The organism is Clostridium sp. AM27-28, from assembly GCF_003480955.1.
GTDB classification, from domain to species: domain Bacteria; phylum Bacillota; class Clostridia; order Lachnospirales; family Lachnospiraceae; genus Otoolea; species Otoolea fessa.
Window position 1 is genome coordinate 25,230 of the sequence record NZ_QUJT01000005.1, and the last position, 22,017, is coordinate 47,246.

Consider the following 22,017-nt stretch of genomic DNA (forward strand, 5'->3'; position numbering starts at 1 on the left):
ATGTTTGAATAGTGATACACGACAGCTCTTTTTTGTGTAATAGGAAATTCCTTGGAATTTCCTATTACACAAAAAGGCACTAACGTGCCAATGATGCGCACTCGCGCGAAGATGTAGGTTGTCGCAAGCGACCGCGCGAGACGCCCGGATGTGCCAAGGCACATTCTTTTTTGCTGGTTATTCATTCTGCAATCCAGCCGCTTTTTCAGAATACGTGGTCGTTACCAGTTTTTCATAAGGAATCCGTTCCTTGAGTTCACCTGCTTCTTCCAGAATATTTTCCAGAAGCTCAAAGCTGTCCCTGTGGAAAATGGTATCATTTTTCCAGGTGTCCTGCGCTTTGTAGCGTTCAACGATGCGGGCGATTGCCGCGCGGTCTGTTTCTGGAAACTGAGGTTGGATTGTCTCGGCGATTTCGTCCGCACTGTGGGAGTTGACGTAAGCTAAGCCCTTCTGGATGGCATTCGTGAACGACTGGATAATTTCCGGATGCCTATTTAGATAGCTCTGCTTTGCACAGTAGGCGGTGTAGGGGACATAACCGGAATCGACGCCGAGCGAGGCGACAACGGTGCCATTTCCTTCGGTTTCAAGGGTGGTGGCGAAGGGCTCGAACTCGACCGTGTAATCCGCATCATTACTCGTAAACGCCGCCGCTGTCAGCCCGAAATTGATACTCTGATCGATTGTCAGGTCATTTTTTGGATCGATGCCATTTTTCTTTAAAATATACTCAAAGACCATTTCCGGCATTCCACCCGCGCGCCCGCCAAGCACCTTTTTGCCTTTCAGATCCTGCCAGGAAAAGTCTGGTTCGGCACTTCGTCCAACGAGAAAGTTTCCGGCACGCTGGGTCAGCTGGGCAAAATTGACAGCATAATCGGCGGAACCTTCCTGGTAGACATAGATACTTGCCTCTGAGCCCATGAATCCGATATCGGCATCCCCGGAGATGAGCGCGGTCATAACTTTGTCGGCACCGGCACCGTTTACGAGTGTCAGAGCGATGCCTTCATCCTTAAAATAGCCCAGCTCGATCGCGGCGTACTGTGGCGCATAAAAAATCGAGTGGGCTACCTCATTGAGTGTGACCGGTTCAAGCGCCCCGTCCGCCTCCTTCGCCTGTCCACACCCGGTCAGGGTGGTAAGCAGAGTGAGCACAGCCAGGGCAGCTGCAAATTTAGTTCGTTTCATAGTTGCCTCCTGCGGTTCGTTCATACTATTAAGATATGGGAAATACAGGAAGGTGTGAGCGGTCTGCTGGTTTTTCTTTCTGTCTCCAGAGAAGTCCAATACAAAGCCCGACAAGCGACGGCAGAATCCATCCGAGGTTCAAATCAAACAGCGGAAGCGTATGTCTGGCAAATGCGATGACGGGTTCCAGATGTAGGGCAGACTGCATTTCGTCTGGCAGAGCTGCTAAAAAGTCAAAGATGGAAGCTGCCCAGGAACAAATGGTAACGCAGACATAGACTTTTTTGTTATGCTGGAATGCATTTCCAAGCAGCGCGAGGAGAATCAGCGTGATGGCTGGCGGGTAAATCAGCATCAAAACAGGAACCGAGTAAGTGATGATAGCGGACAGTCCTATATTTGACACAATGAGTGAAAAAAGGGTAAAAACGACTGCCCATGCACGGTAGGAAAGGGCATGGGGAAACAGTTTCACAAAGGTTTCCGCACAGCTCGTTACAAGCCCGATGGAGGTTTTGAGGCAGGCGAACGTGATCGCGATGGCGAGGATCCAGGTGCCCATCCGTCCAAGGTAGTAGTCTGCAATCTGGGAGAGGGCGATGCCGCCGTTTTCTGAAAGTTCGAACTGTCCCAGTGACTGTACTCCAATCAGGATGGTAAGCAGATAGATAAATGCCATCAGAAGCCCAGCCAGCATACCGGAATGCAGAACCTCTTTTGCAATGATTGAATCTTCCCGCACGCCCATCTGGCGGATAACCGAAATGACCACGATCCCGAATGCGAGTCCGGCAATCGCATCCATGGTTTCATAGCCCTGGGAGAGCGCGGAAAAGAAAGCTCCATTCTGATAAGAGGCATCGGGAACTGCCCCTGAAACCGCGATGCTCGGATGAAGCAGGGCAGTCACAATCAGAACGCCTAGAAACAGAAGAAACAGCGGATTGATGATTTTTCCGATCCAGAGCGTGATGCTGCCAGGACGAATGGAAAATACAAACACCAGCGCAAAGAAGATCAGCGAAAACAAAAACAGCATAGTCTGTTCGGAAAGCTGTGTTCCTAAAAGAGGTCTGACTCCGGCGGTAAAGGAGGTCGTAGCGCACCGCGGAATAGCGAAAAACGGTCCAATTGTCAGGTAGAGCAGACAGGTAAAGAAATAGCTATATCTGTGTCCGACGCGGCGGGACAGATCCTGAAGTCCCTCCGAATGCGTGCTTCCGATCGCGGCAACACCCAGGATCGGAATGCCGACGGCAGTCAGAATAAATCCAATCGCTGCCGGGAGAAACTGGCGTCCGGCAAGCTGACCGAGATGTACCGGAAAAATCAGATTTCCGGCGCCAAAGAACATGCCGAATAATGTTCCGGCAACTAAAAGCCGCTGCTTATGGGAAAGACAGGTCTGCGTCATAGATATTCACTCCTTTTACATGAGAATTGAAAGTTACTGTTCACGCATACGTGTCCAGTAACGGAATTTGCCGTGGCTTCGCATTTAAATACGGCAAATTCCTGCTGCCACCACGTTTTCTTACGGCACTTTCGGTTCCAAAAGTGCCTACCCGTGAACAGTAACAATTGAAAACTCTTTTCTAATCATCATTATAAAGCCTTCCTTGTGGTTTGTGAAAATCTAGTTTATAATAGAAATATGACAAAATGTAATATTCTAAAAGGAGGTGCGGCATGGATGCCAAAAAACTGGAAATATTGATGACGGCGGTAGATCTTGGAAGTTTTTCGAAAGCATCCGAGGTAGTCGGCTACACGCAGTCGGGGCTGACCCATCTGGTGGACAGCCTGGAGCGGGAGATTGGATTTCCGTTGATCCGCCGCAGTTACAGCGGCATCGCGCTGACGGAGGCGGGAGAAAACCTGTTGCCGGATATCCGCCAGTTTTTGCAGGCAAATGCCACCCTGGAAAATAAGATTCAGGCGGTGCGGGAACAGCAGGAGGAGTCGATCCGTGTGGCGGCATATGCGAGCATCGCGATGTACTGGATGCCGGAGATTTTATACCGGTTCCGCCGCCTCTGCCCGAAGGTGGACGTTGATCTCCGCATGGTCGATCATGCGCTGGAACCATTTGAATTATTACAGAGCGGAAAGACGGATGTCATTTTTGCGAGCAGACAGAAAGAACCGAAATGCGAGTGGATTCCGCTGTATCATGAACTTTTGTATGCGATTCTGCCAAAGCAGTATCCCTTAAATGGGCGCAAAGAATTTCCGCTGCGTGAATTTGAAGGAAAAGATTTCCTGATGCCTTACGGGCGGTTTGACATCGATGTACACGCCGCATTTGCAAAAGAGGGAGTCAGGGCAAAGGAGCAGTCCGTCTATGTGGATGACGAGACGGTGATCCGCATGGTGGGAAAAGGACTGGGCATTTCAATGATGTCTGAACTGATGATCCGCGGAAATACGGAAGATGTCTACTGCGTTCCGGTTTCCCCGACCTGCATCCGGGAAATAGGAATGGGTATGAAGCCGGGGGCGGAGGAAAGTGAAAGCATTGCGAAGCTGACGAAATGTGTGATGCAGTTTGTGAGTACGTTAAATAAAGGAAGAAACGTCTCTTTGAAATAACCGGAATCAAAGTCCAAACAGTCCCAGCCTTGCCATTTTCCCGGTATAGAGTATATAATTATTAAGAAGAAACGACTGAGACTGCCGGCTTTTCGTTTTTTGGAAGAGCTGGTAGTTAGGTGTTTTCAGATATTGAAATATTCAGGAAAATCAGAAACATAAATACAGATAAATATATGGAAGGAATACACCGTGAGTATAAATAAAAACCTTTTTGATGCTCTCCCAATCGGCTTTTTCAACTGCCTGGCAAGCGGCAGCAGCAACCGCATTTATTCGGACTGTCTTCTGCTCATTTATCATGAGTATGATCGGGAGATTACCTACCGCATTGCCCGCAGCCGCATCCGGGATGCGCTTGCCATCTATCTTCTGGAAAATCACATTGATTATTTGGACGATGAGATGACAACCGACCGGAATTACAACCAGCTTGCCAATTCCGTGATCCGCAAATTCTGCTCGAAAGAGGTCGGATGGCTGGAGGAGGACACGGACGATGCGACGTATGAGAAGCATATCATGATGACGGAGCAGGGCGTCTTTCTGGCAGAATTTCTCCAGAAGATGATGAAGCCGGAGTGGGAAGAATTTTCAAGTTATATTTTCAATATTTATAATATTTTGCAGAATCCAGACCAGTGGGAACCGGATATCTATGTCAATGCGCTGCGCTCGGTCTACCGCAACGCGAAACAGCTCTCCGGTGCGCTCAAGCGCCTGGCGACCTTTATCAAAAAAATCATCGAGCGGATGGTGCGCGAGGAAAGCCTGGAAAGTCTGACCGAGAACGTCCTCGAATACTGTGAGGGCGATTTTATCCGCGAGTACGCGCGTCTGACGAAACAGCAGAATATTCATATGTACCGTTCCTTTATCCGGTCAAAGCTGGAAGCGATGCAGAACCGGCAGGAGCTGTTTGAGGGCCTGGTGGCGGGATGCGCGAAGGAAGAAGAACTGGAACACATTGAGGCGGAGAATAAGGTGCTGGATATGATCCAGACGATTCTGCAGTTTTTCTCAGTCGATTACGACCAGATCATGCGGGATATCAAGCATAAAATTAATATCTATTTACAGATTGCGATTGGACGCGCGAGATTTCTTCAAAACCGGGACAGCGATGTGCGCGGGCATGTCGAGCAGACGATCCGCGTGATTGCGGCGGAGATGAACACACTCGGTTGGAAGGAAGAACTGCCGGAGTCGATGAACGGGTTGTTTTTGCTGGAAAATAATGAGTTTATCGATACCGACTCGATCCGCTATCCGCGACGGGAGCAGATGATCCGCGAGGCAACCTATGCAAAGCTGGAAGAAATGACACAGGAGGACATCGATCGTGCGAGGGAGGCACAGGAGAGGGAGGCAGAGAACCCGTATTCGAAGGATAAGATGAAGAATTATCTGGAGGCGCTTTTAGGAGATCGGACGGAGATATCCAGCGAGGAGGTTCCGATGAAGAGCAAGCGGGATCTTTTAAGCGCGCTCTCGGCGGTTGCCTATGGTTCGGAAAATGGGTATGAGATACAGGCGGAGGATGGTTATCTGGAAACGCAGCAGATGCTTCTGCGGCGCTTTAAAATCGAACGCCGGAAGGAGAAATAAAACATGGGATTTGAAGAAATATGGAATGAATATACATCCTCTGAGAAGGACATGTTCCAGAAAAGTGTCAGGCGTCTTCTGAAGCAGACCTTTATCGTGCGCGACCGTGACGAGGACAGCAAAAAAGCGTACTATTTTGTCTCCAAGCGTTCGGAACCATTTTCAGCGTACCTGGGATATATCGGATACGATATTGTAATTGACCGGGAAAATGGTGTGATTATGCTGCAGAACTGCCGGGATCTCGGCGAGAATGGAAAACTGCAGATCAACCATGTGACACTCAAAAAGATGGAGAGTGTGGTTTTATGCTGCCTCTGGACTCTCTATGCGGACCGGGTGCGTTCTGGAAGTCTTTCGAAAAATATTGAGATTTCGGTGACCGATCTGCGCTATGAGATGGAAAAATACGGCATTCGGGATCAGATTGACAAGAGCAGTTTTGCATCGATTCTGACGCTGTTTACCAAATATCAGCTTCTGCAGGTGATTGGAAAGCTCGGCGAGGAGGACTGCCGGATCTGTCTTTATCCGTCGATGCAGTTTGTGCTGGAACCACAGGAGTTTGGCAAATTTGTGGAAAATGTCAACCGGCGGATGCAGGAAAAGTGGAGCCGTGAGGACGAATGGGAAACGGAGCTGACAAAAGAGGAGGAAGACGGCGATGAAGAATCAGACGATCATGAATAGGAAATCGGCGAAAAAACTTTTGATGGTCCAGTGGTCGCGTTTCCAGAATGTCTGTATCGAGCTGGAAGGTTCGACCCTGGTGACCGGTGTCAACGGAAGCGGAAAATCGACGGTGCTTGATGCGATGACCTATCTCCTGACGGGCAACACGCAGTTTAACAAGGCGGCGAAGGACCGAGACCGGACGGTGCTTGGCTATGTGCGCGGCGACACGCGCAGTAATGGCGAGGCGCGTTATTTGAGAAATGGCAGCGTTGTCAGCTATATTGCGATGGAATTTTCCGATCCGACGCTGGGAGTGCCGCTCACGGTCGGAGTATGCATTGAGTCTCCAAGTGAGTCTGGCAAGCCGGTCAGCAGCTGGTTTATCTGTCCAGGGGCGGCGATTGACGATATCGATTTTACACGGATTGAGGGAAATGCACTCCGCATCACGCCGAAAAATGAGCTGACAGTGAATGGCGAGGCGATGAAGCTTTCCTCTTTTATGGGACGGGACCGCGGCACGGAGGCGGTACTCCGGGCGCTGGGACTCCGCGTGGACGCAGCCAAATACCGGACAAAGCTTCTGAAAATGATGGCATTTAACCCGGAAAATAATATCGACCAGTTTATTCAGGACTGTGTCCTGGAACCGGGAAAAGTCCAGTCGCTGGAGGAACTGCGCGAGCAGAAGCGCCAGTTTGAGCGCCTGCGGGAACTCTATGAGAGTCTCAGACAGGGCAAAATCCAGCTCGAAGAGGTGCTTCGCCAGAGTGATGAATACGAGAAGAAAAAGCGGGTACTCCGCATCCGGGAGCTGATGCTTTCGTATCAGGCGCTCCGGGAGAAGGAAGAGGAAGAAAAGCAGACGAAAAACCGTTATCAGGCTTTAAAAGACCAGTACGGGCGCCTGACCGAGCGGGCGGGAGAGCTCGCAAGACAGCAGGAAGCCGCACAGGAACGCCTGCGAATTGCAGAAAATAACGATATGGTCAAGGGAATGCAGGAAAGCATGGATTCCCTGAAACGCCAGATCGAGGAAGCGGATCGTGAGAAAAAGAACTGGGAGGACAAGCTGGCGCAGATTTTGAAATTGAAGAAGAAGATAAGCGCGCTTATCAAGCTTCTGGAAGCAGATCTTCCGTCCTTATCCTCGGAAAACACCTATCTGGAGACACTGGAACAGGCGGATGGGGAGACGGCGAAGAAGCGGGAGGCGTTTGACGCATTCCGCGAGAAGGTGCACCGTCAGGATGGCATCTATGAGGAAAATAAGATCCACCTGCAGGATCAGTGTAAAGAGCGCGAAAAAGAGATAGGGGCGCTGCAGGAGAAGATCCGCCGTCTGGAATCGAATATCCTTGTGTTCCCGGCGGAGGTGGAAAATGCCCGGAATAAGATTCAGAGAGGGTTAGAAAAACAGGGTATCCAGACCGAGGTCCACATTTTTGCCGAATTGGTCCAGGAGGTGACCGCTCCGGAGTGGAGAAAGGCGGTTGAGACATTTCTGGGAAGAAAGCGTTTCTATATCATCGTGGACGGCGCGCACTGCTACAAGGCGATGCAGATTTTACAGAAAGAGAGGATCTATGATGGAAATGTCGTGATCACGGATAAGCTTCCGGAAACAGAGGCGGTGGAAGGTTCCGCGGCGGAGATTCTACGGATTCCGAACGTCTATGCGAGACGTTACGCCAATTATCTGTTAAACGGCATTCATCTCTGTGAAAATCTGGAAGAGCTGCATGAATACCCGAAGGGCGGACTCATGCGGGATGGCATGCTGGCGAAGAGCTATGCGGTTGCGATGATGGATATGAGACGGACCGAGCTGTGTCTCGGCGCAGACGCGATCCGCTGTCAGCTGGAACAGTCCAGAAAAGAACTGGAAGAATTACAGGTGGTTCAGCGGGTCGATAAAGAGGCACTTTCACAGGTTATCAAATACCGTGATGCGATCAAGGAGATCGACTGGGACGGCGGACACTACGATTTCGGCGCGGCATATGGGCTGAAGGACTGCGGAAAGCGCAGGGACAGCCTGGTAAAGGACCGCGAGGAGATCGAGGCAAATCCGGACTTTACCGCAGTCCTGAAAGAACTGGAGACGGCGGGACGGCTGGCACGCGAGGCAAATGAGAGTGTGAACCAGAACCAGAGTGAGCTCGGCGGCTGTAAGAATGATTTAAAGGGCTGCGAAGGAACACTGGGCCGTATCAGCACGGAGATCTATTTATGCCAGAAGGCATATGAGGAAAAATGCCTTGTCAACATGGAACTCAAAGAGGCGATGCTGGAGGAATATAACCGCGAAAGCGAGAAGCGCGGCACGCTCCGCGTGACGACACAGCTTTCCATCGACAAGAGCAAAAATATGCTGGCAGAGCGGGAGCGCCAGCTGGAGGACGCACAGCTGGCGTATTGCCGCCTGGCGGGAATCGACGTCGGAAAGCGCGGCATTGGTTACATCCCGTGGTACCGGGAAGAATACCGGAACCTGGCGCACGTCAAGGTGGAGGAAGCCCAGCAGAAGCTGCAGGAGCAGGCAGGACGGCTGGAGAGCGCGTTTATGAACGATTTCGTGGCGGAGATTGACGAGAATGTCCGCGAGGCAAAACGTGAGATGGACGCGATCAACCGTGAACTGCGCCATATGCCGTTTGGCAACGATACCTACAAGTTTGTGATGAAAGAAAAGCCAGACCGCGCTCTCTTCTTCCGCATCTGCAGGCGTCTGGAAAAATATATGAGTTCCCCGCAGGTCTATATGAATTCGGCGCGCGACGACGAGGAGATGGAGAATGATATTCAGGAGTTTATGAGTATCATTCTGGCGGAAGAAGATGAGTGGGAATACACGGATTACAGGAGATATTTCTCTTACGATATGGAGATCAGCAGCCGTCAGGGACAGACCGAGATCACGGCAGAGTTATCAAAAAAACAGGGTTCCGCCAGCAACGGCGAGAAGCAGACCCCGTATTTTATCATTCTGGCGGCGAGTCTTTTGCAGTGCTACCCGGCAAACACCTGCTGCGCCCGTCTGGCATTCATCGACGAGGCATTCTCGGCATTGTCGAGAGAGCGGATCGAGCAGATGGTCCGTTATTTCGAAGAAAATCACTTCCAGGTATTCTATGCAGCCCCGCCGGAGAAGATCAACAGTATCGGTCAGTTCATCGATTCAACCGTCAGCCTCATCGTGACAGGACGGTATACGAATGCGGTAGAAGGATTGGTGAAGCAGGCATAGGGAAAGAGGAGAAAAAATGGCGGATCGGAAAGAGTGGAAAGAACAGCTTTTAAGTAAATTGCTGGATCAATACGAAAAAAGCGTCACCTATGTCGGTGAAAATAAGGTAAAACAAGTGTTTTCGGTCAAACCATCCGATATTTTCAAGGGCTACAACAAAGATTTTCTCCCGCCGGAACAGCTTTTCCAGGAAAAAGAATTTGAACGACTGATCCGTCAGATGGAATCGGGGGGACTTATTCATGTAGTTCCTCCGAATACTGGTATTCTCCGTCAGATCTGTGCCGTCCCGGAACGCTGGAAAGATTACTATACCTGTCTGAACCGGACGGAAAAGAATATTCTAAAAAAACAGTTGGAAGAAGTTTATCATCGCTTCTGCCAGTGCGATTTATTGGAAGCATATGGAAAAGAAAAGCTTCAGACACTGAAAAACAGCCGTGCAAAAAAGCTGGATGAAAAGAAAGTAGAAAAAGAGATAACCGAGGCAGAAGCTATCTGGAATCTGGTGCAATTTTTAAAAGAAAATCAGGAAAAGCAGAGAACTACGCTGGAGCGGGAAATGTCAGAGGCAGTTTTGCATGACAGTAAACAGTGGGAAAAGATATATCGGAAAAAGGTGTGTGGGATTTTGGAGCACACAGGACGGTATGATGAACCGCTTGCGGAGCTGGAAGAAGAACGGGAGCGGCAGACGGCGCTTCTGGAGGAATTTTACATTTATTCCAATCCGGCGTATATCTATCTGAAAGGGGATGCGCGGATCTGCCTTGAAGATGGACGCGAACTTCGGATTTATCACGATCTGCCGATGTCGATCCCTTTTGAGACATTCCAGAAGGCAAAAAGCATCCACATCCGGGATGCAGCGCTGATGACGGTGGAAAATCTGACCTCGTTTCACCGGCTGGAGCGGGAACATATATTTTATCTGTTTCTGAGCGGCTACCATACCCGCACGAAACAGGCGCTATTGCAGCGGATCGCCAGAGAAAATCCGGGACTTTCCTGGCATCATTTTGGCGATCTCGATCCAGACGGTCTGGCGATCGCGGGGCATCTGATCCGAAAGACGGGACTGCCGTTTCAGCTATGCGCGATGGGTGTGCAGGAATTGCAGCGGTTTCAGACATATGCGAAGCCATTGGAAGCACCCGATCGGGCGAAGGCGGAAGCGATGATAAAACAGGGCAGCAGCTATGCGGGAATATTGCGGTATATGTTGGAGCACAACTGTAAATTGGAGCAGGAGATTATAAGCTGGCAGGAGACGAGGTTGGAGAGCTTTCTGTAAAAAGAATCTTTTCGGTTCAATCCGGATTTTTATATATGATATGATAAAGACAAAGTGAAAGGAATGCAGTGTCTATGGAAAAACAGGAAAAAGCCTACAAAGGCGTCATCGAATATTTCAAGAACCGCATCATGGCGGGCGAGCTGCGTCCGGGGGAGAAGCTTCCTCCGGAGCGGGAGATTGCGCAGATGCTGGAAGTCAGCCGCAATTCCGTCCGGGAAGCGCTGCGGATCATGGATATGACGGGAGTGATTTCCTCCCAGCAGGGATCGGGGAATTACATCACTTGTGAATTTCAGAAAAGCATTGCGGAGACGATGGGGATGATGTTTGCTATGTCCCAGATTAATTATCAGCAGATCAGCCAGATCCGTTATGCGCTGGAACAGCAGGCGTTTGCCCTGGCGATTGAACAGGCGTCGGAGAGCCAGATGGAGGCGCTGGAAGAGCTGGTAAAACGTCTTGACCGGAGCATGGACGAGCAGGAAAACGCCCGGATTGATAAACAGATCCATTTTACACTGGCACAGGCGTCGGGAAATGTGCTGCTGCTCAATATTTTAGAGGCGTGTTCCGGCGTGATCGATACCTTCATCCGGAATATGCGCGCGGAAATTCTGCGGACAAAAGAGGCGAAAGAAGCGCTGAATCTCTGTCACCGGCAGATTGCGGAAGCGCTGCGGAACAAAGATAATGCAGCGGGGAAGGATGCACTGGACCGGCATTTCCGGATGATAGATGAAATTTTGGAAAAACATGAAAAAACACATTCTATGTGAAAAGATAAACAATCGTTGACAACTAGAACGCAGCCCACTATACTAACGAATAAAGAAAATTGGTTCTACCAAAATTCTTTTTCTTTTCAATAAATTGGTAGAACCAATATGCGGATTAAAAATTCTTTACATCCATCATTTAAAGATTTTTACAAAGCATCCATATGAAGGAGGAAGCAGAATGAAGATTCTTGTCTGTATCAAACAGGTACCGGAAAGCAATAAAGTAGAAGTCGATCCGGTTACCGGCGTGCTGAAACGAGACGGCGCGGCTTCGAAGATGAACCCATACGATCTGTACGCGCTGGAGACGGCGTTCCGGATCCGGGAAGAAGTGGGCGGAAGTGTTCACGTCATTTCCATGGGACCGCCGCAGGCGCAGCAGGTGATCCGCGAGGCATTTGCGATGGGCGCGGACGGCGGAACGCTTTTATCGGATCGCAAATTTGGCGGTGCGGATGTACTGGCGACCAGCTATACACTTGCGCAGGGCATCAAGAGCTGCGGCGATTTTGACCTGATCCTCTGCGGCAAACAGACAACGGACGGCGACACCGCGCAGGTTGGTCCGGAGATCTCCGAGTGGCTGAATATCCCGAGCGTGGCAGATGTTGTCAAGATCAATCAGATTGATGAGGACGGCATCACCGTCAGCATGGATCTGCCGGAAGAGGTCGAGGTGGCGAAAGTGCAGTTTCCGTGTCTCTTAGCCGTTGACAAGGACATTTTCCAGCCAAGACTTCCTTCGTATGTCCGGAAAATGAACACGAAAGACCGTGAAATCCGGATTCTTTCCCTGGCGGATATGGATGATAAAGACGCGATGCACTATGGACTCAATGGTTCCCCGACGCAGGTTCAGCGCATTTTCCCACCGGCTGTCAATGACAAAAAGGAAATGTGGGACGGAAGCGGCGAAGAGCTGGCGGACCGGCTGTATCAGAAGATCGTGGATATGAAATTCGTGTAGGAGGTGGAATCATGGCTGAGTTAATCATACATCAGGACAAAATCCCGGATAATCAGGAACTTATCAAGCTCTGTCCGTTCGGGGCGATGGAAGAAAAGGACGGAAAGGTGACGATCAGCGCCGCCTGTAAAATGTGCCGTCTCTGCGTGAGAAAAGGTCCGAAGGGCGCGGTTGAATATGTAGAAGACGCGGTAAAACCGAGCATCGATAAGAGTGCATGGAAGGGCATTGCCGTTTACGTAGATCACGTGGATGGAAAGGTGCATCCGGTTACATTGGAGCTTCTTGGAAAAGCAAGAGAACTTTCCAAGGTAACGGGACATCCGGTTTACGCCCTGTTTATGGGAAATGGAATCGAAGCGGCTGCACACGAACTGCTTCATTATAATGTAGATAAAGTATTCGTCTATGATGCACCGGAACTGGCACGTTTCCAGATCGAGCCGTACACGGCTGTTTTTGAAAACTTCATCCAGACAGTAAAACCATCGTCTATTCTCGTCGGTGCGACCACGGTCGGCAGACAGCTGGCACCGCGTGTGGCTGCTCGTATGAAGACAGGCCTGACCGCGGATTGTACGATCCTGGAAATGGATGAAAATACTGATTTATCCCAGATCCGACCGGCTTTTGGCGGCAATATCATGGCGCACATCAAGACCCCGAACCACCGTCCGCAGATGGCGACCGTGCGCTATAAGATCATGAACGCACCGGAGCGTGCCGAGAAAGAGAGCGGTGAGATTGTGGTCTGTACAATTGAGAAGGAAAAACTGCTTTCCCACGTGAGGGTTCTGGATATCGTAGAAAAGCCGAAGGAAACCTTTATCGAAAATGCTGACGTCCTGGTGGTAGCCGGACGAGGCGTGAAGAAGCCGGAAGATTTGAAAATGCTGGAAAAACTGGCAGATCTGCTGGGAGGTCAGCTTGCCTGCACCCGTCCGATGGTGGAAGCCGGATGGCTGGATGCCAAGTGCCAGATCGGTCTGAGTGGCCGTACGGTCCGCCCAAAACTCATCATCACCTGCGGCGTGTCCGGTGCGGTCCAGTTTACTGCCGGCATGAATCACGCGGAGACGATCGTCGCGATCAATAAAGATCCGAAAGCGCCGATTTTCAAGACGGCACATTACTGCCTGACTGGTGATCTCTATGAGATTCTCCCGAGACTGATTGAGAAGATTGAGATGGGAAGATAAAGATTCACAGGAAGGAGAGCAGGATATCATGGGAAATTACAAGAAAATAGATAAAGATGATATTTTATATATAAAAAACACAATTCAGGATGACGAGCGTGTCCTCGTAGGTGAAAATATCAACGAAGAGTACAGCCACGATGAGCTGAGCGGGACCAGTAGTTATCCGGATGTGGTGGTAAAGGCAAAATCAGCTGAAGAGATCGCGGCGATCATGAAATATGCATACGAAAATACGATTCCGGTGACACCGAGGGGCGCCGGAACGGGTCTGGTTGGTTCTTCGGTTCCGATGGAACATGGCATCATGATCGATACCACCCTGATGAATCAGATTCTCGAATTGGATGAGGAAAACCTGACGGTCACGGTGGAACCAGGCGTCCTTTTGATGGAATTGTCCGCTTATGTAGAAGATCACGATTTCTTCTACCCGCCGGATCCGGGTGAGAAATCAGCGACCATCGGCGGCAACATCAGCACGAATGCGGGCGGTATGCGTGCGGTCAAATACGGTGTGACGAGGGACTATATCATGGGGCTGGAGGTGGTTCTGCCGGATGGCACGATCACTCAGTTTGGAGGCAAAGTTGTAAAGAATAGTTCAGGCTATGACTTGAAAGATCTGATTATTGGTTCCGAGGGAACGCTTGGCTTTATTACCAAGGCGATCTTAAAGCTTCTGCCGCTTCCGAAGCGTGTCATCAGCCTTCTGATCCCGTTCCCGACCCTGAAACAGGCGATCGACACCGTCCCGGTTATCATCAAATCTAAGACGATCCCGACCGCGATCGAGTTCATGCAGCGGGAAGTGATTGAAGACGCCGAGGAGTATTTAGGAAAAGCGTTCCCGGATAAACAGTCGGATGCGTATCTGCTTTTGAAATTTGATGGTAATTCCACCGAGGAGATCGAAGAAGCGTATGACAAGGTGGCCAAACTCTGCCTGGAACAGGGCGCACTGGACGTGCTGATTTCCGATACCCAGGAGCGTGAGGAATCCATCTGGAAAGCCAGAGGCGCTTTCCTGGAGGCAATCAAGGGATCCACGACTTACATGGATGAGGTCGATATGGTTGTTCCGAGAAGTCGCGTCAATGAGATGGTGACGTATCTGCACGATCTCCACAATGAGATTGATATCCGTATCAAGAGCTTCGGTCATGCGGGCGACGGAAATCTGCACGCGTACATCCTGAAAGACGATTTGAGTGATGAAGAGTGGGAAAAACGGATGTCTGCTGCAATGGAGAAGATTTATCAGAAAGCCCATGAACTCGAAGGTCAGGTGTCCGGCGAGCACGGCATCGGATATGCGAAAAAGCTGTATTTAAGAGAATCCCTGCCGGAGAAGAACCTGGATCTGATGAACGGAATCAAGAAAGTGTTTGATCCGAAGAATATTCTGAATCCGCATAAGGTGGCGCAGAGATAGAAGAAAATAACTGCATTGATATTTTTAGCCACAAGTGTTGCAAAAACGTTTGAGCACCACGCGGTAAGGCTGATTCTAGGAACTGCAGAAGATTTTTGGCAGAAAAACAGAATAGAACAGCAGTTTTTTGAGAAAGCCACGATCTGAATCAAAGAGTTCAAATCGTGGCTTTTTAGAGTTGTTGAACTATTTTATAGTTTATATCTATCGACCTATCTTTTCTTCTTCAACGCCTGCATCACCCGAACCAGCGGAATCGTCTTCCTGTAAATCCGTTTCTCACTCTTATTTTCCAAAAATTCCCGAAACGCGCCAATTGCTTTCAAATTCTGGCTCTCATCCGAATTTGAACGGGACCCCGCGCTTGTGTCAATCCCCTTTTTCGGCACCATATACCCGCCGTAGGAATCGCGGAACAGGTAGAAGTAATCGCGGTCTTCGCCCAGCTTTTCAAATTCATTGTAAGCCAGTGTGCTTTCGCGGGTATTTTTCGGAAGAGAATAGACTTCCAGATGATTTTCGCGGAATTCATAGCGGGACGCCGGGAACGGCATGCCGCTTTTTTTGATCTGGTCGGCGAGCTTGTGGGCGGTGTGGTTGGCGGAGCTGTAGGTGCTGGTCGTCAGATAGCAGCCGTAGGCAGCTAAGAGGATACCCCACCACTCGCTTAGGTTGATGATACCTCCGGCGATAAACAGGACGCTTAAGATCGTCCGCGTGATCCGGTTGGAAGTGCAGAAGAGATCGTACTGCATCCGGGACAGGGATTCGAAGGTTTTTTCGTTGTGGTGCATTTCTATCTTATAGTAAATCATGGTAAGCCCTTTCATATAAAAAATCAATCATCACCTATATAAAAACAGTATATAGAAGCATAGAAAATATCTTAAGAAGTAGTATACTGTTTCTTCCCTGTTTCCGCAACTGGATCTGTTAAATCTGTAATGTTGATAAAAAATAAACAAGATTGTTACAAAAATATCACATAAAAATCGACTAAAATCGAGAAAAAATTATATAATTTCGACAAAATAGCTTGCCTAATCATAAAATAAGTGTTAGAATTAGGTAAAAGGTGAATAAAGAACCAAAAGCAGAGACGAAGAGATGCGCCATGGTTAGAAACAGCTGGAAAAGACTGTTTTTTAAAAATGGTGCTATTTTTTTGCCTAAATGCTGAAATGGTAATTTATTTAGAAAGTAGTAGAAACTGTTGATGAACCGGTCAGAAAGATGACTGGGGGAGGTTAAGAAAAAGGAGAGAAAACGTATGAGAAAAGTATTATCAGTAGTACTGGCAGCGACGATGGCAATGAGCCTGGCGGCCTGCGGCGGCAGCGGCGCAAAGACTGACACAAAGGCAGCAGACGCAGGAACGGCAGCAGGTGACGAGGCATCTGCAGATGATTACTACATCACCATCAAGTTTTCCAACGTATTTCAGCCGGCAGAGTGGAACTACAAAGCCAGCGAATATCTGGCAGACCTGGTAAAAGAGAAGACCGATGGTCATATCACTCTGGAGTATTACGGACAGAACCAGCTTGACTGCTACGCGGAGTCTGTAGCACAGGCACACAACGGCGCTGTCTGGATGGGTCTGGAGGAGCCGTCCTACTTTGCTGATTACATCGGCGATTACAACGTATTAGTTGGACCGATGCTTTACAAGAACAATGCAGAGTATAATGCAGTGATGGATTCTGATATTGTAAAAGATCTGAATGCAAAACTGGCAAGCGAGCACAACATCCACGTTCTGGATACACATTATTCGTTCGGATTCAGAAGCGTATGTACGAACAAGGTAGTTGAGAAACCGGCTGACTTAAATGGTCTGATCATGCGTTCGACCGAGTCTCCGCTGTTTGTTAAGACGATTACCTGTCTGGGTGCTACCCCGTCTGCAATGAGCTTTACGGAGTGCTTATCTGCTATGTCCAGTGGTGTTGTTGATGGTTTCGAAGGTTCCATCTCCACCCTGAAGGATACAGGTGCTTATGAGTACACCAAGAAAGTTGCAAACACGAACCACTTCATCGCAACCCGTTGGTTATTCATGGCTGAGGACGTATATCAGTCCATCCCGGAAAAATGGAGAAACATCCTGGATGAGTGCTGTGTAGAAGCTGGTAAGTGGGAGCAGGAAAATGCTGAGAACGACGAAGCTTCCATGATCGAGTTCCTGAAAGACAAAGGCGTTGAGTGGAATGATGTAGATGTTGATGCATTCACAGAGGCTTGTGCTCCGGTTTACGACTGGATCGTAGACGAGTACGGCGCAGATCCGGAACTTCACCAGAAGCTGGTTGATTTCCTGAATGACTACCGTGCAAACAACGAATAATGTAAATTATTCCGAACAAATACAGTATTTTAAAGCAATTATGAAATAGTAAAAACGTAACGGTTATCAGAACCGCTGCGGAGAAGAAAGTATATCTGCCCGGGCTGTCAGAACGAAGAAGATTGTCTGAGGTCCGGGCAGGCTTCCGACAAACGTATAGTGCCGGAAATATGAAACTGCTGGTAACTGTTCAGTAGGTCTGCGCATTTACTGCGCTGACCGTACGAAAACATGGGCCAGCAGGCAAAAATCCCATTGCCGTAGGCAATTTTTAATGGATTTTTGCGCGTGACTGTGAAGGTACTGAACAGTTACAACTGCTGGAATGATGACTGTATGACAGAACAGTCGTCGGTTATGCAAAACTGACTGCCATTATGAATGCATGAGGATAGACTATGGAAAAGAAAAAAATCACACTGGGGTCGGTGCTGGTAAACCTGGATGCAATTATTACCTGCGTGACACTGACACTCTGTACAATCGTTGTAAACGCAAACGTCCTTATGCGCTATTTCCTGAAAAGACCGTTGTATTGGTCGGAAGAGGTCGCTACGGGGCTCTTCGTCTGGACCGTCTTTATTGGAAGCGCATATGCGTACCGTAAGCACGCACATCTGGGCGTAGACATCCTGATCAACATTCTTCCGGAGAAGATAAGAAAAGTTGTTAAGGTTATTATGGATCTTCTGGAGCTTGTTACTCTGATTATGCTGACCAGAACAAGCGTCCAGTATGTGATGAACACGATGGATAAGCTGACTAATACGCTGCGTGTTCCGAGCTGGTATATTTCCGGCGCGGTTCCGATCGGATTTGGGCTTTCATTGATTTTCTGTATTTACTTTTTGGTTAAGGATATTATCAAGGTATTTAAAGGGAAAGGGGGAAATAACTGATGGGACTCGAATTAATTGAACTCGTTCCGATTTTTATGGTATTTATTCTCTATTTCCTGGGAATGCCGATTGTATATGCGCTGTTTGGTTCAACCTTCTTTTATTTTACATTTATTGATACAACCAGTAAAAACTGGCTGATCTTACAGAAGGTTATGACCTCTACACAGTCGTTCTCGATGTTAGCGATTCCATTTTTCGTTATGGCTGGTTCCGTCATGAACTACGGCGGCATCAGTGACAAGATGATGGATTTCGCGGAAGTGCTGACCGGTCATATGAAAGGCGGTCTGGCACAGGTAAACGTAGTACTTAGTATGCTGATGGGCGGATGTTCCGGTTCGGCCAACGCAGATTGTGCGATGCAGTCCAAGATGCTGGTTCCGGAGATGGAGAAGAGAGGTTACTCCAAGGCGTTCTCCGCAGCGATCACAGCGGCTTCCTCGGCTGCTACACCGGTTATTCCGCCGGGAGTAAACCTGATCGTTTTTACCCTGATTGCACAGATTTCCCTGGGTCGTACGTTTGCGGCTGGTTATATTCCGGGTATCCTGATGGCAATCTCGATGATGATCGTTGTTTCGATTATTGCGCATAAGAGAAACTACCCGACCACCCGTGAAAAATTCCCGTCTCTGAAAGAAATCGTGAAACAGGGTATTACCTCTTTCTGGGGTCTGTTCTTCCCGTTTGGTATCATTCTGGGAATGCGTTTTGGCATGTTTACCCCGTCTGAGGGCGGTGCGGTAGCCGTTCTTTACTGTATTATTATCGGACGTTTCGTTTACAAGAAACTGTCCCTGAAAGAGCATCTGGTTCCGATCCTGCTTGACAGTATCGCCGGTACTTCCAGCGTTGTCCTGATCATGGTTGCAGCGAATGTATTCGGTTATTACATGACCTGGATCAACCTGCCGAGAGTCGTGGCAACTGCTATGTTAAGCCTGACAACCAACAAGTGGCTGTTCCTTATGGCATGCAACGTGATTCTTCTGATTATGGGTATGTTCCTGGAAGGCGGTGCGGCGCTGATGATTATCACACCTCTGCTGCTTCCGGTTGCAAGACAGCTTGGAATCAATGATTACCACTTTGGACTGGTAGCGATCGTTAACATCATGATCGGTGGTATTACACCTCCGTTCGGTTCGATGATGTTCACGACCTGTGGTATCACGGGATGTCCGATCAGTGAGTTCCTGAAGGAAGTATGGCCATTTATCGTGTCCCTTCTGGTTGTTCTTCTGCTTCTGACTTTCTGCCCGTTCTTAATTACATGCGTACCGGATCTTCTGTACGGCGCAGCATAGAAACAGATTGACAAAACGTTAATAAATTGGATATAATAAAGCCTGTGAGATTAAGAGCAGAAAGGCAAACGTAGAAATACGGATGCTTTCTGCTCTTTTTTGTTCCATAAAAGATACCGATATCGGTCATGGAAAGTCTTGTGGAGCAAAAAAGAGCTGTGTTTTAGAAGTTTTACGGGCTGGCAGAGGGAGAAAAAATGGCAGTTTGGAAATGGATTGTGGAGACGGCGGCAACCTGGACAGCGGTCGGCATCTGGATTCGCCTGCTGTTTTCACTGGCGGTGGGAATGTTCATTGGAATTGACCGTGGTCTGAAACGGCGCGGTGCGGGCATCAAGACGCATGTGCTGGTCTGCCTGGGTTCAGCGCTTGTCATGTTGACGAGTGAATATATGTTCCGGACATTTCCATCTGCGAAAGCGGACATGGCGCGGATGGGCGCGCAGGTTATCAGCGGCGTCGGATTTTTAGGAGTTGGCACGATCATGGTAACCGGGCGTAATCAGGTGCGTGGACTGACCACAGCGGCGTGTCTCTGGGTCTGCGCCTGTGAAGGACTGGCAGCCGGTATCGGATTTGTGGACGGCGCGTTTTACGGTCTGATTCTGATTGCGGTTACCTTGAAGCTTCTGACACGCGTGGATTCAATGATTCATGAGCATGCGAAGGTGTTCGATTTTTATCTGGAATTTACCAGCAGCCGGTGTGTTGGGGCGTTCATGGATACCATGCGTTCCAAGGATGTGAAAATCGTGTCTTTTGATATTGCCAAGAATAAGTTAAAGGGCGAGGGTCCCTCCGCGACGATGTCGGTGGAGGTGCAGGACAAGTCGCTCCGGAAAACGCTTCTGGGCGACATTCAGGCGATGGAGGAGATCCGGTTTGCAGAGGAGCTGTAGCAGCTAAAGGGTTCAGATGGACTTACGCACGAAATGCAGCAGAAATAGGATGAATTATCTAAACAAACAGGATAGTTGAAACGAGAACAAGAAAACATTTAGTATAAATAATGGAGGATCACAGTATGAACGGAAATACATACGACGTAGTGATTATCGGAGGCGGCGTCATCGGCAGCAGCATCGCCAGAGCGCTTTCGAAATATGAGTGCCGCACCGTGCTTCTGGAAAAAGAAGAGGATGTCTGCTCCGGCACATCGAAGGCAAACAGTGCTATCGTCCATGCGGGCTATGACGCAAAGACAGGTTCTTTAAAAGCAAAGCTCAATGTAAAAGGCAACGCCATGATGGGAGATTTATCCAAAGAACTCGATTTTGATTTCAAGCGGAATTCCTCCCTGGTACTCTGCTTCGCGCAGGAGGACCGCCCGGCGCTGCAGGCACTCTATGAGAGAGGCGTGGCAAACGGTGTGCCGGATATTTCCATTCTGACCGGCGATGAGGTCCGCAAGATGGAGCCGAACGTCAGCGGGGAGGTTGTGGCAGCGCTCTATGCACCGACCGGCGGCATCGTATGTCCATTTGGTCTGACGATCGCGCTGGCAGAGAATGCCTGTGATAACGGCGTTGAATTTGTATTCAACACAAAAGCAGAAAAAGTTGAAAAAACGACAGAAGGATACCGTGTGATAACCAACAACGGTGTCTTTGAGACAAAATATGTCGTGAACGCAGCCGGCGTGTATTCTGACGAGATCCACAACATGGTTTCGGAAAAGAAGCTTCACATTGTGCCGCGCCGCGGCGAGTACTGCCTGCTCGATAAAGAGGCTGGCAACCACGTATCAGCGACCGTATTCCAGCTTCCGGGCAAGTATGGCAAGGGAATCCTCGTCAGCCCGACGATTCACGGAAATCTCTTAGTCGGACCGACCGCGGTGGATCAGGAAGATAAGGACGGAACCTACACGACCGCCGAGGGACTGGCAGAGGCATGTGAGAAGGCAACCAAGAGTGTCAACAACATTCCGTTCCGTCAGGTCATCACTTCCTTCTCCGGTCTGCGTGCCCATGAGGACGGCGATGATTTCATCATCGGTGAGGCGGAGGACGCACCGGGCTTCTTTGATGCAGCCGGAATCGAGTCTCCGGGACTTTCCTGCGCACCGGCGATCGGTGAATATCTGGCTGGGATGATCGAGGAAAAAGCTGGATTTGGCAAGAATCCGAATTTCAATCCGGTCCGCAAGGGCATCGTGAAAGCAGCACGTTTAAATACGGAAGAACGCGCAGAACTGATCCGCAAGAACCCGGCATACGGCGCAATCGTTTGCCGTTGCGAGACAATCAGCGAGGGGGAGATCGTGGATGCGATCACCCGTACACTCGGCGCACGCTCGATGGATGGCATCAAACGGCGCGTCCGTCAGGGTATGGGACGGTGTCAGGCAGGCTTCTGCACTCCGAGAGCGATGGAAATTCTCTCCCGTGAGACGGGAATCCCGATCACAGAGATCTGCAAAAACCGCAAAGGTTCCGAAATGATAAAAGGTGAGGAGGCATAAC

17 protein-coding genes are annotated in these 22,017 nt (G+C 49.4%); 14 read left to right on the plus strand and 3 right to left on the minus strand.

Features of this window, described 5'->3' with window-relative positions; translation table 11 throughout:
* Nucleotides 1–177 precede the first annotated feature (177 nt).
* Complete coding sequence (locus DW720_RS06965) at nucleotides 178–1,194, minus strand: ABC transporter substrate-binding protein (RefSeq protein ID WP_118524596.1); 1,017 nt, start codon at nucleotides 1,192–1,194, stop codon at nucleotides 178–180.
* Nucleotides 1,195–1,222: 28 nt separating this feature from the next.
* Nucleotides 1,223–2,608 (minus strand): branched-chain amino acid transport system II carrier protein, encoded by a 1,386-nt coding sequence (gene brnQ / locus DW720_RS06970; protein WP_118749415.1) that lies wholly within the window; start codon nucleotides 2,606–2,608, stop codon nucleotides 1,223–1,225.
* Nucleotides 2,609–2,883: 275 nt separating this feature from the next.
* On the opposite strand from brnQ, the gene DW720_RS06975 reads away from it, so the two are divergent.
* The 9 genes from DW720_RS06975 to DW720_RS07015 all read left to right on the plus strand — a co-directional run bounded on the left by DW720_RS06975 (nucleotide 2,884) and on the right by DW720_RS07015 (nucleotide 14,996).
* Complete coding sequence (locus DW720_RS06975; RefSeq protein ID WP_107000149.1) at nucleotides 2,884–3,786, plus strand: LysR family transcriptional regulator; 903 nt, start codon at nucleotides 2,884–2,886, stop codon at nucleotides 3,784–3,786.
* A 192-nt stretch (nucleotides 3,787–3,978) separates the two neighbouring features.
* A complete protein-coding gene (locus DW720_RS06980) occupies nucleotides 3,979–5,394 on the plus strand; it encodes a Wadjet anti-phage system protein JetA family protein (protein ID WP_107000148.1) in 1,416 nt (471 codons plus the stop codon).
* 3 nt (nucleotides 5,395–5,397) lie between these two features.
* Nucleotides 5,398–6,084: a DUF4194 domain-containing protein gene (locus DW720_RS06985; protein ID WP_117796428.1), complete on the plus strand. Its 687-nt coding sequence runs from the start codon at nucleotides 5,398–5,400 to the stop codon at nucleotides 6,082–6,084.
* Nucleotides 6,059–9,319, plus strand: coding sequence for an SbcC/MukB-like Walker B domain-containing protein (locus DW720_RS06990; protein WP_118749416.1), 3,261 nt, complete (start codon nucleotides 6,059–6,061; stop codon nucleotides 9,317–9,319). Before DW720_RS06985 ends, DW720_RS06990 begins: the two co-directional genes overlap by 26 nt.
* 16 nt (nucleotides 9,320–9,335) lie before the next feature.
* The gene (locus tag DW720_RS06995) at nucleotides 9,336–10,613 is read left to right on the plus strand and encodes a Wadjet anti-phage system protein JetD domain-containing protein (protein ID WP_118749417.1); all 1,278 of its coding nucleotides are present in this window, start codon (nucleotides 9,336–9,338) and stop codon (nucleotides 10,611–10,613) included.
* A gap of 74 nt (nucleotides 10,614–10,687) precedes the next feature.
* Complete coding sequence (locus DW720_RS07000) at nucleotides 10,688–11,392, plus strand: FCD domain-containing protein (RefSeq protein ID WP_118749418.1); 705 nt, start codon at nucleotides 10,688–10,690, stop codon at nucleotides 11,390–11,392.
* A 181-nt stretch (nucleotides 11,393–11,573) separates the two neighbouring features.
* Nucleotides 11,574–12,362 (plus strand): electron transfer flavoprotein subunit beta/FixA family protein, encoded by a 789-nt coding sequence (locus tag DW720_RS07005; RefSeq protein WP_022359830.1) that lies wholly within the window; start codon nucleotides 11,574–11,576, stop codon nucleotides 12,360–12,362.
* Nucleotides 12,363–12,373: 11 nt separating this feature from the next.
* Entirely contained in the window at nucleotides 12,374–13,561 is a 1,188-nt protein-coding gene (locus DW720_RS07010) for an electron transfer flavoprotein subunit alpha/FixB family protein (RefSeq protein WP_118293257.1), read from the plus strand.
* A 28-nt stretch (nucleotides 13,562–13,589) separates the two neighbouring features.
* Nucleotides 13,590–14,996, plus strand: coding sequence for an FAD-linked oxidase C-terminal domain-containing protein (locus DW720_RS07015; RefSeq protein ID WP_118749419.1), 1,407 nt, complete (start codon nucleotides 13,590–13,592; stop codon nucleotides 14,994–14,996).
* 212 nt (nucleotides 14,997–15,208) lie between these two features.
* On the opposite strand, the gene DW720_RS07020 is transcribed toward DW720_RS07015, so the two are convergent.
* The gene (locus DW720_RS07020; protein WP_182436524.1) at nucleotides 15,209–15,811 is read right to left on the minus strand and encodes a YcxB family protein; all 603 of its coding nucleotides are present in this window, start codon (nucleotides 15,809–15,811) and stop codon (nucleotides 15,209–15,211) included.
* A 455-nt stretch (nucleotides 15,812–16,266) separates the two neighbouring features.
* Here DW720_RS07020 and dctP point away from each other — a divergent pair, with 455 nt between their 5' ends.
* The 5 genes from dctP to DW720_RS07045 all read left to right on the plus strand — a co-directional run bounded on the left by dctP (nucleotide 16,267) and on the right by DW720_RS07045 (nucleotide 22,016).
* Complete coding sequence (dctP, locus tag DW720_RS07025; protein WP_118472041.1) at nucleotides 16,267–17,343, plus strand: TRAP transporter substrate-binding protein DctP; 1,077 nt, start codon at nucleotides 16,267–16,269, stop codon at nucleotides 17,341–17,343.
* Nucleotides 17,344–17,741: 398 nt separating this feature from the next.
* Nucleotides 17,742–18,242 (plus strand): TRAP transporter small permease, encoded by a 501-nt coding sequence (locus tag DW720_RS07030; RefSeq protein ID WP_107000140.1) that lies wholly within the window; start codon nucleotides 17,742–17,744, stop codon nucleotides 18,240–18,242.
* Entirely contained in the window at nucleotides 18,242–19,552 is a 1,311-nt protein-coding gene (locus DW720_RS07035) for a TRAP transporter large permease (protein ID WP_182431265.1), read from the plus strand. Before DW720_RS07030 ends, DW720_RS07035 begins: the two co-directional genes overlap by 1 nt.
* Nucleotides 19,553–19,749: 197 nt before the next feature.
* A complete protein-coding gene (locus DW720_RS07040; protein ID WP_118472039.1) occupies nucleotides 19,750–20,451 on the plus strand; it encodes an MgtC/SapB family protein in 702 nt (233 codons plus the stop codon).
* Between the two features lie 125 nt (nucleotides 20,452–20,576).
* The gene (locus tag DW720_RS07045) at nucleotides 20,577–22,016 is read left to right on the plus strand and encodes an NAD(P)/FAD-dependent oxidoreductase (protein WP_118749421.1); all 1,440 of its coding nucleotides are present in this window, start codon (nucleotides 20,577–20,579) and stop codon (nucleotides 22,014–22,016) included.
* Nucleotide 22,017 lies beyond the last annotated feature (1 nt).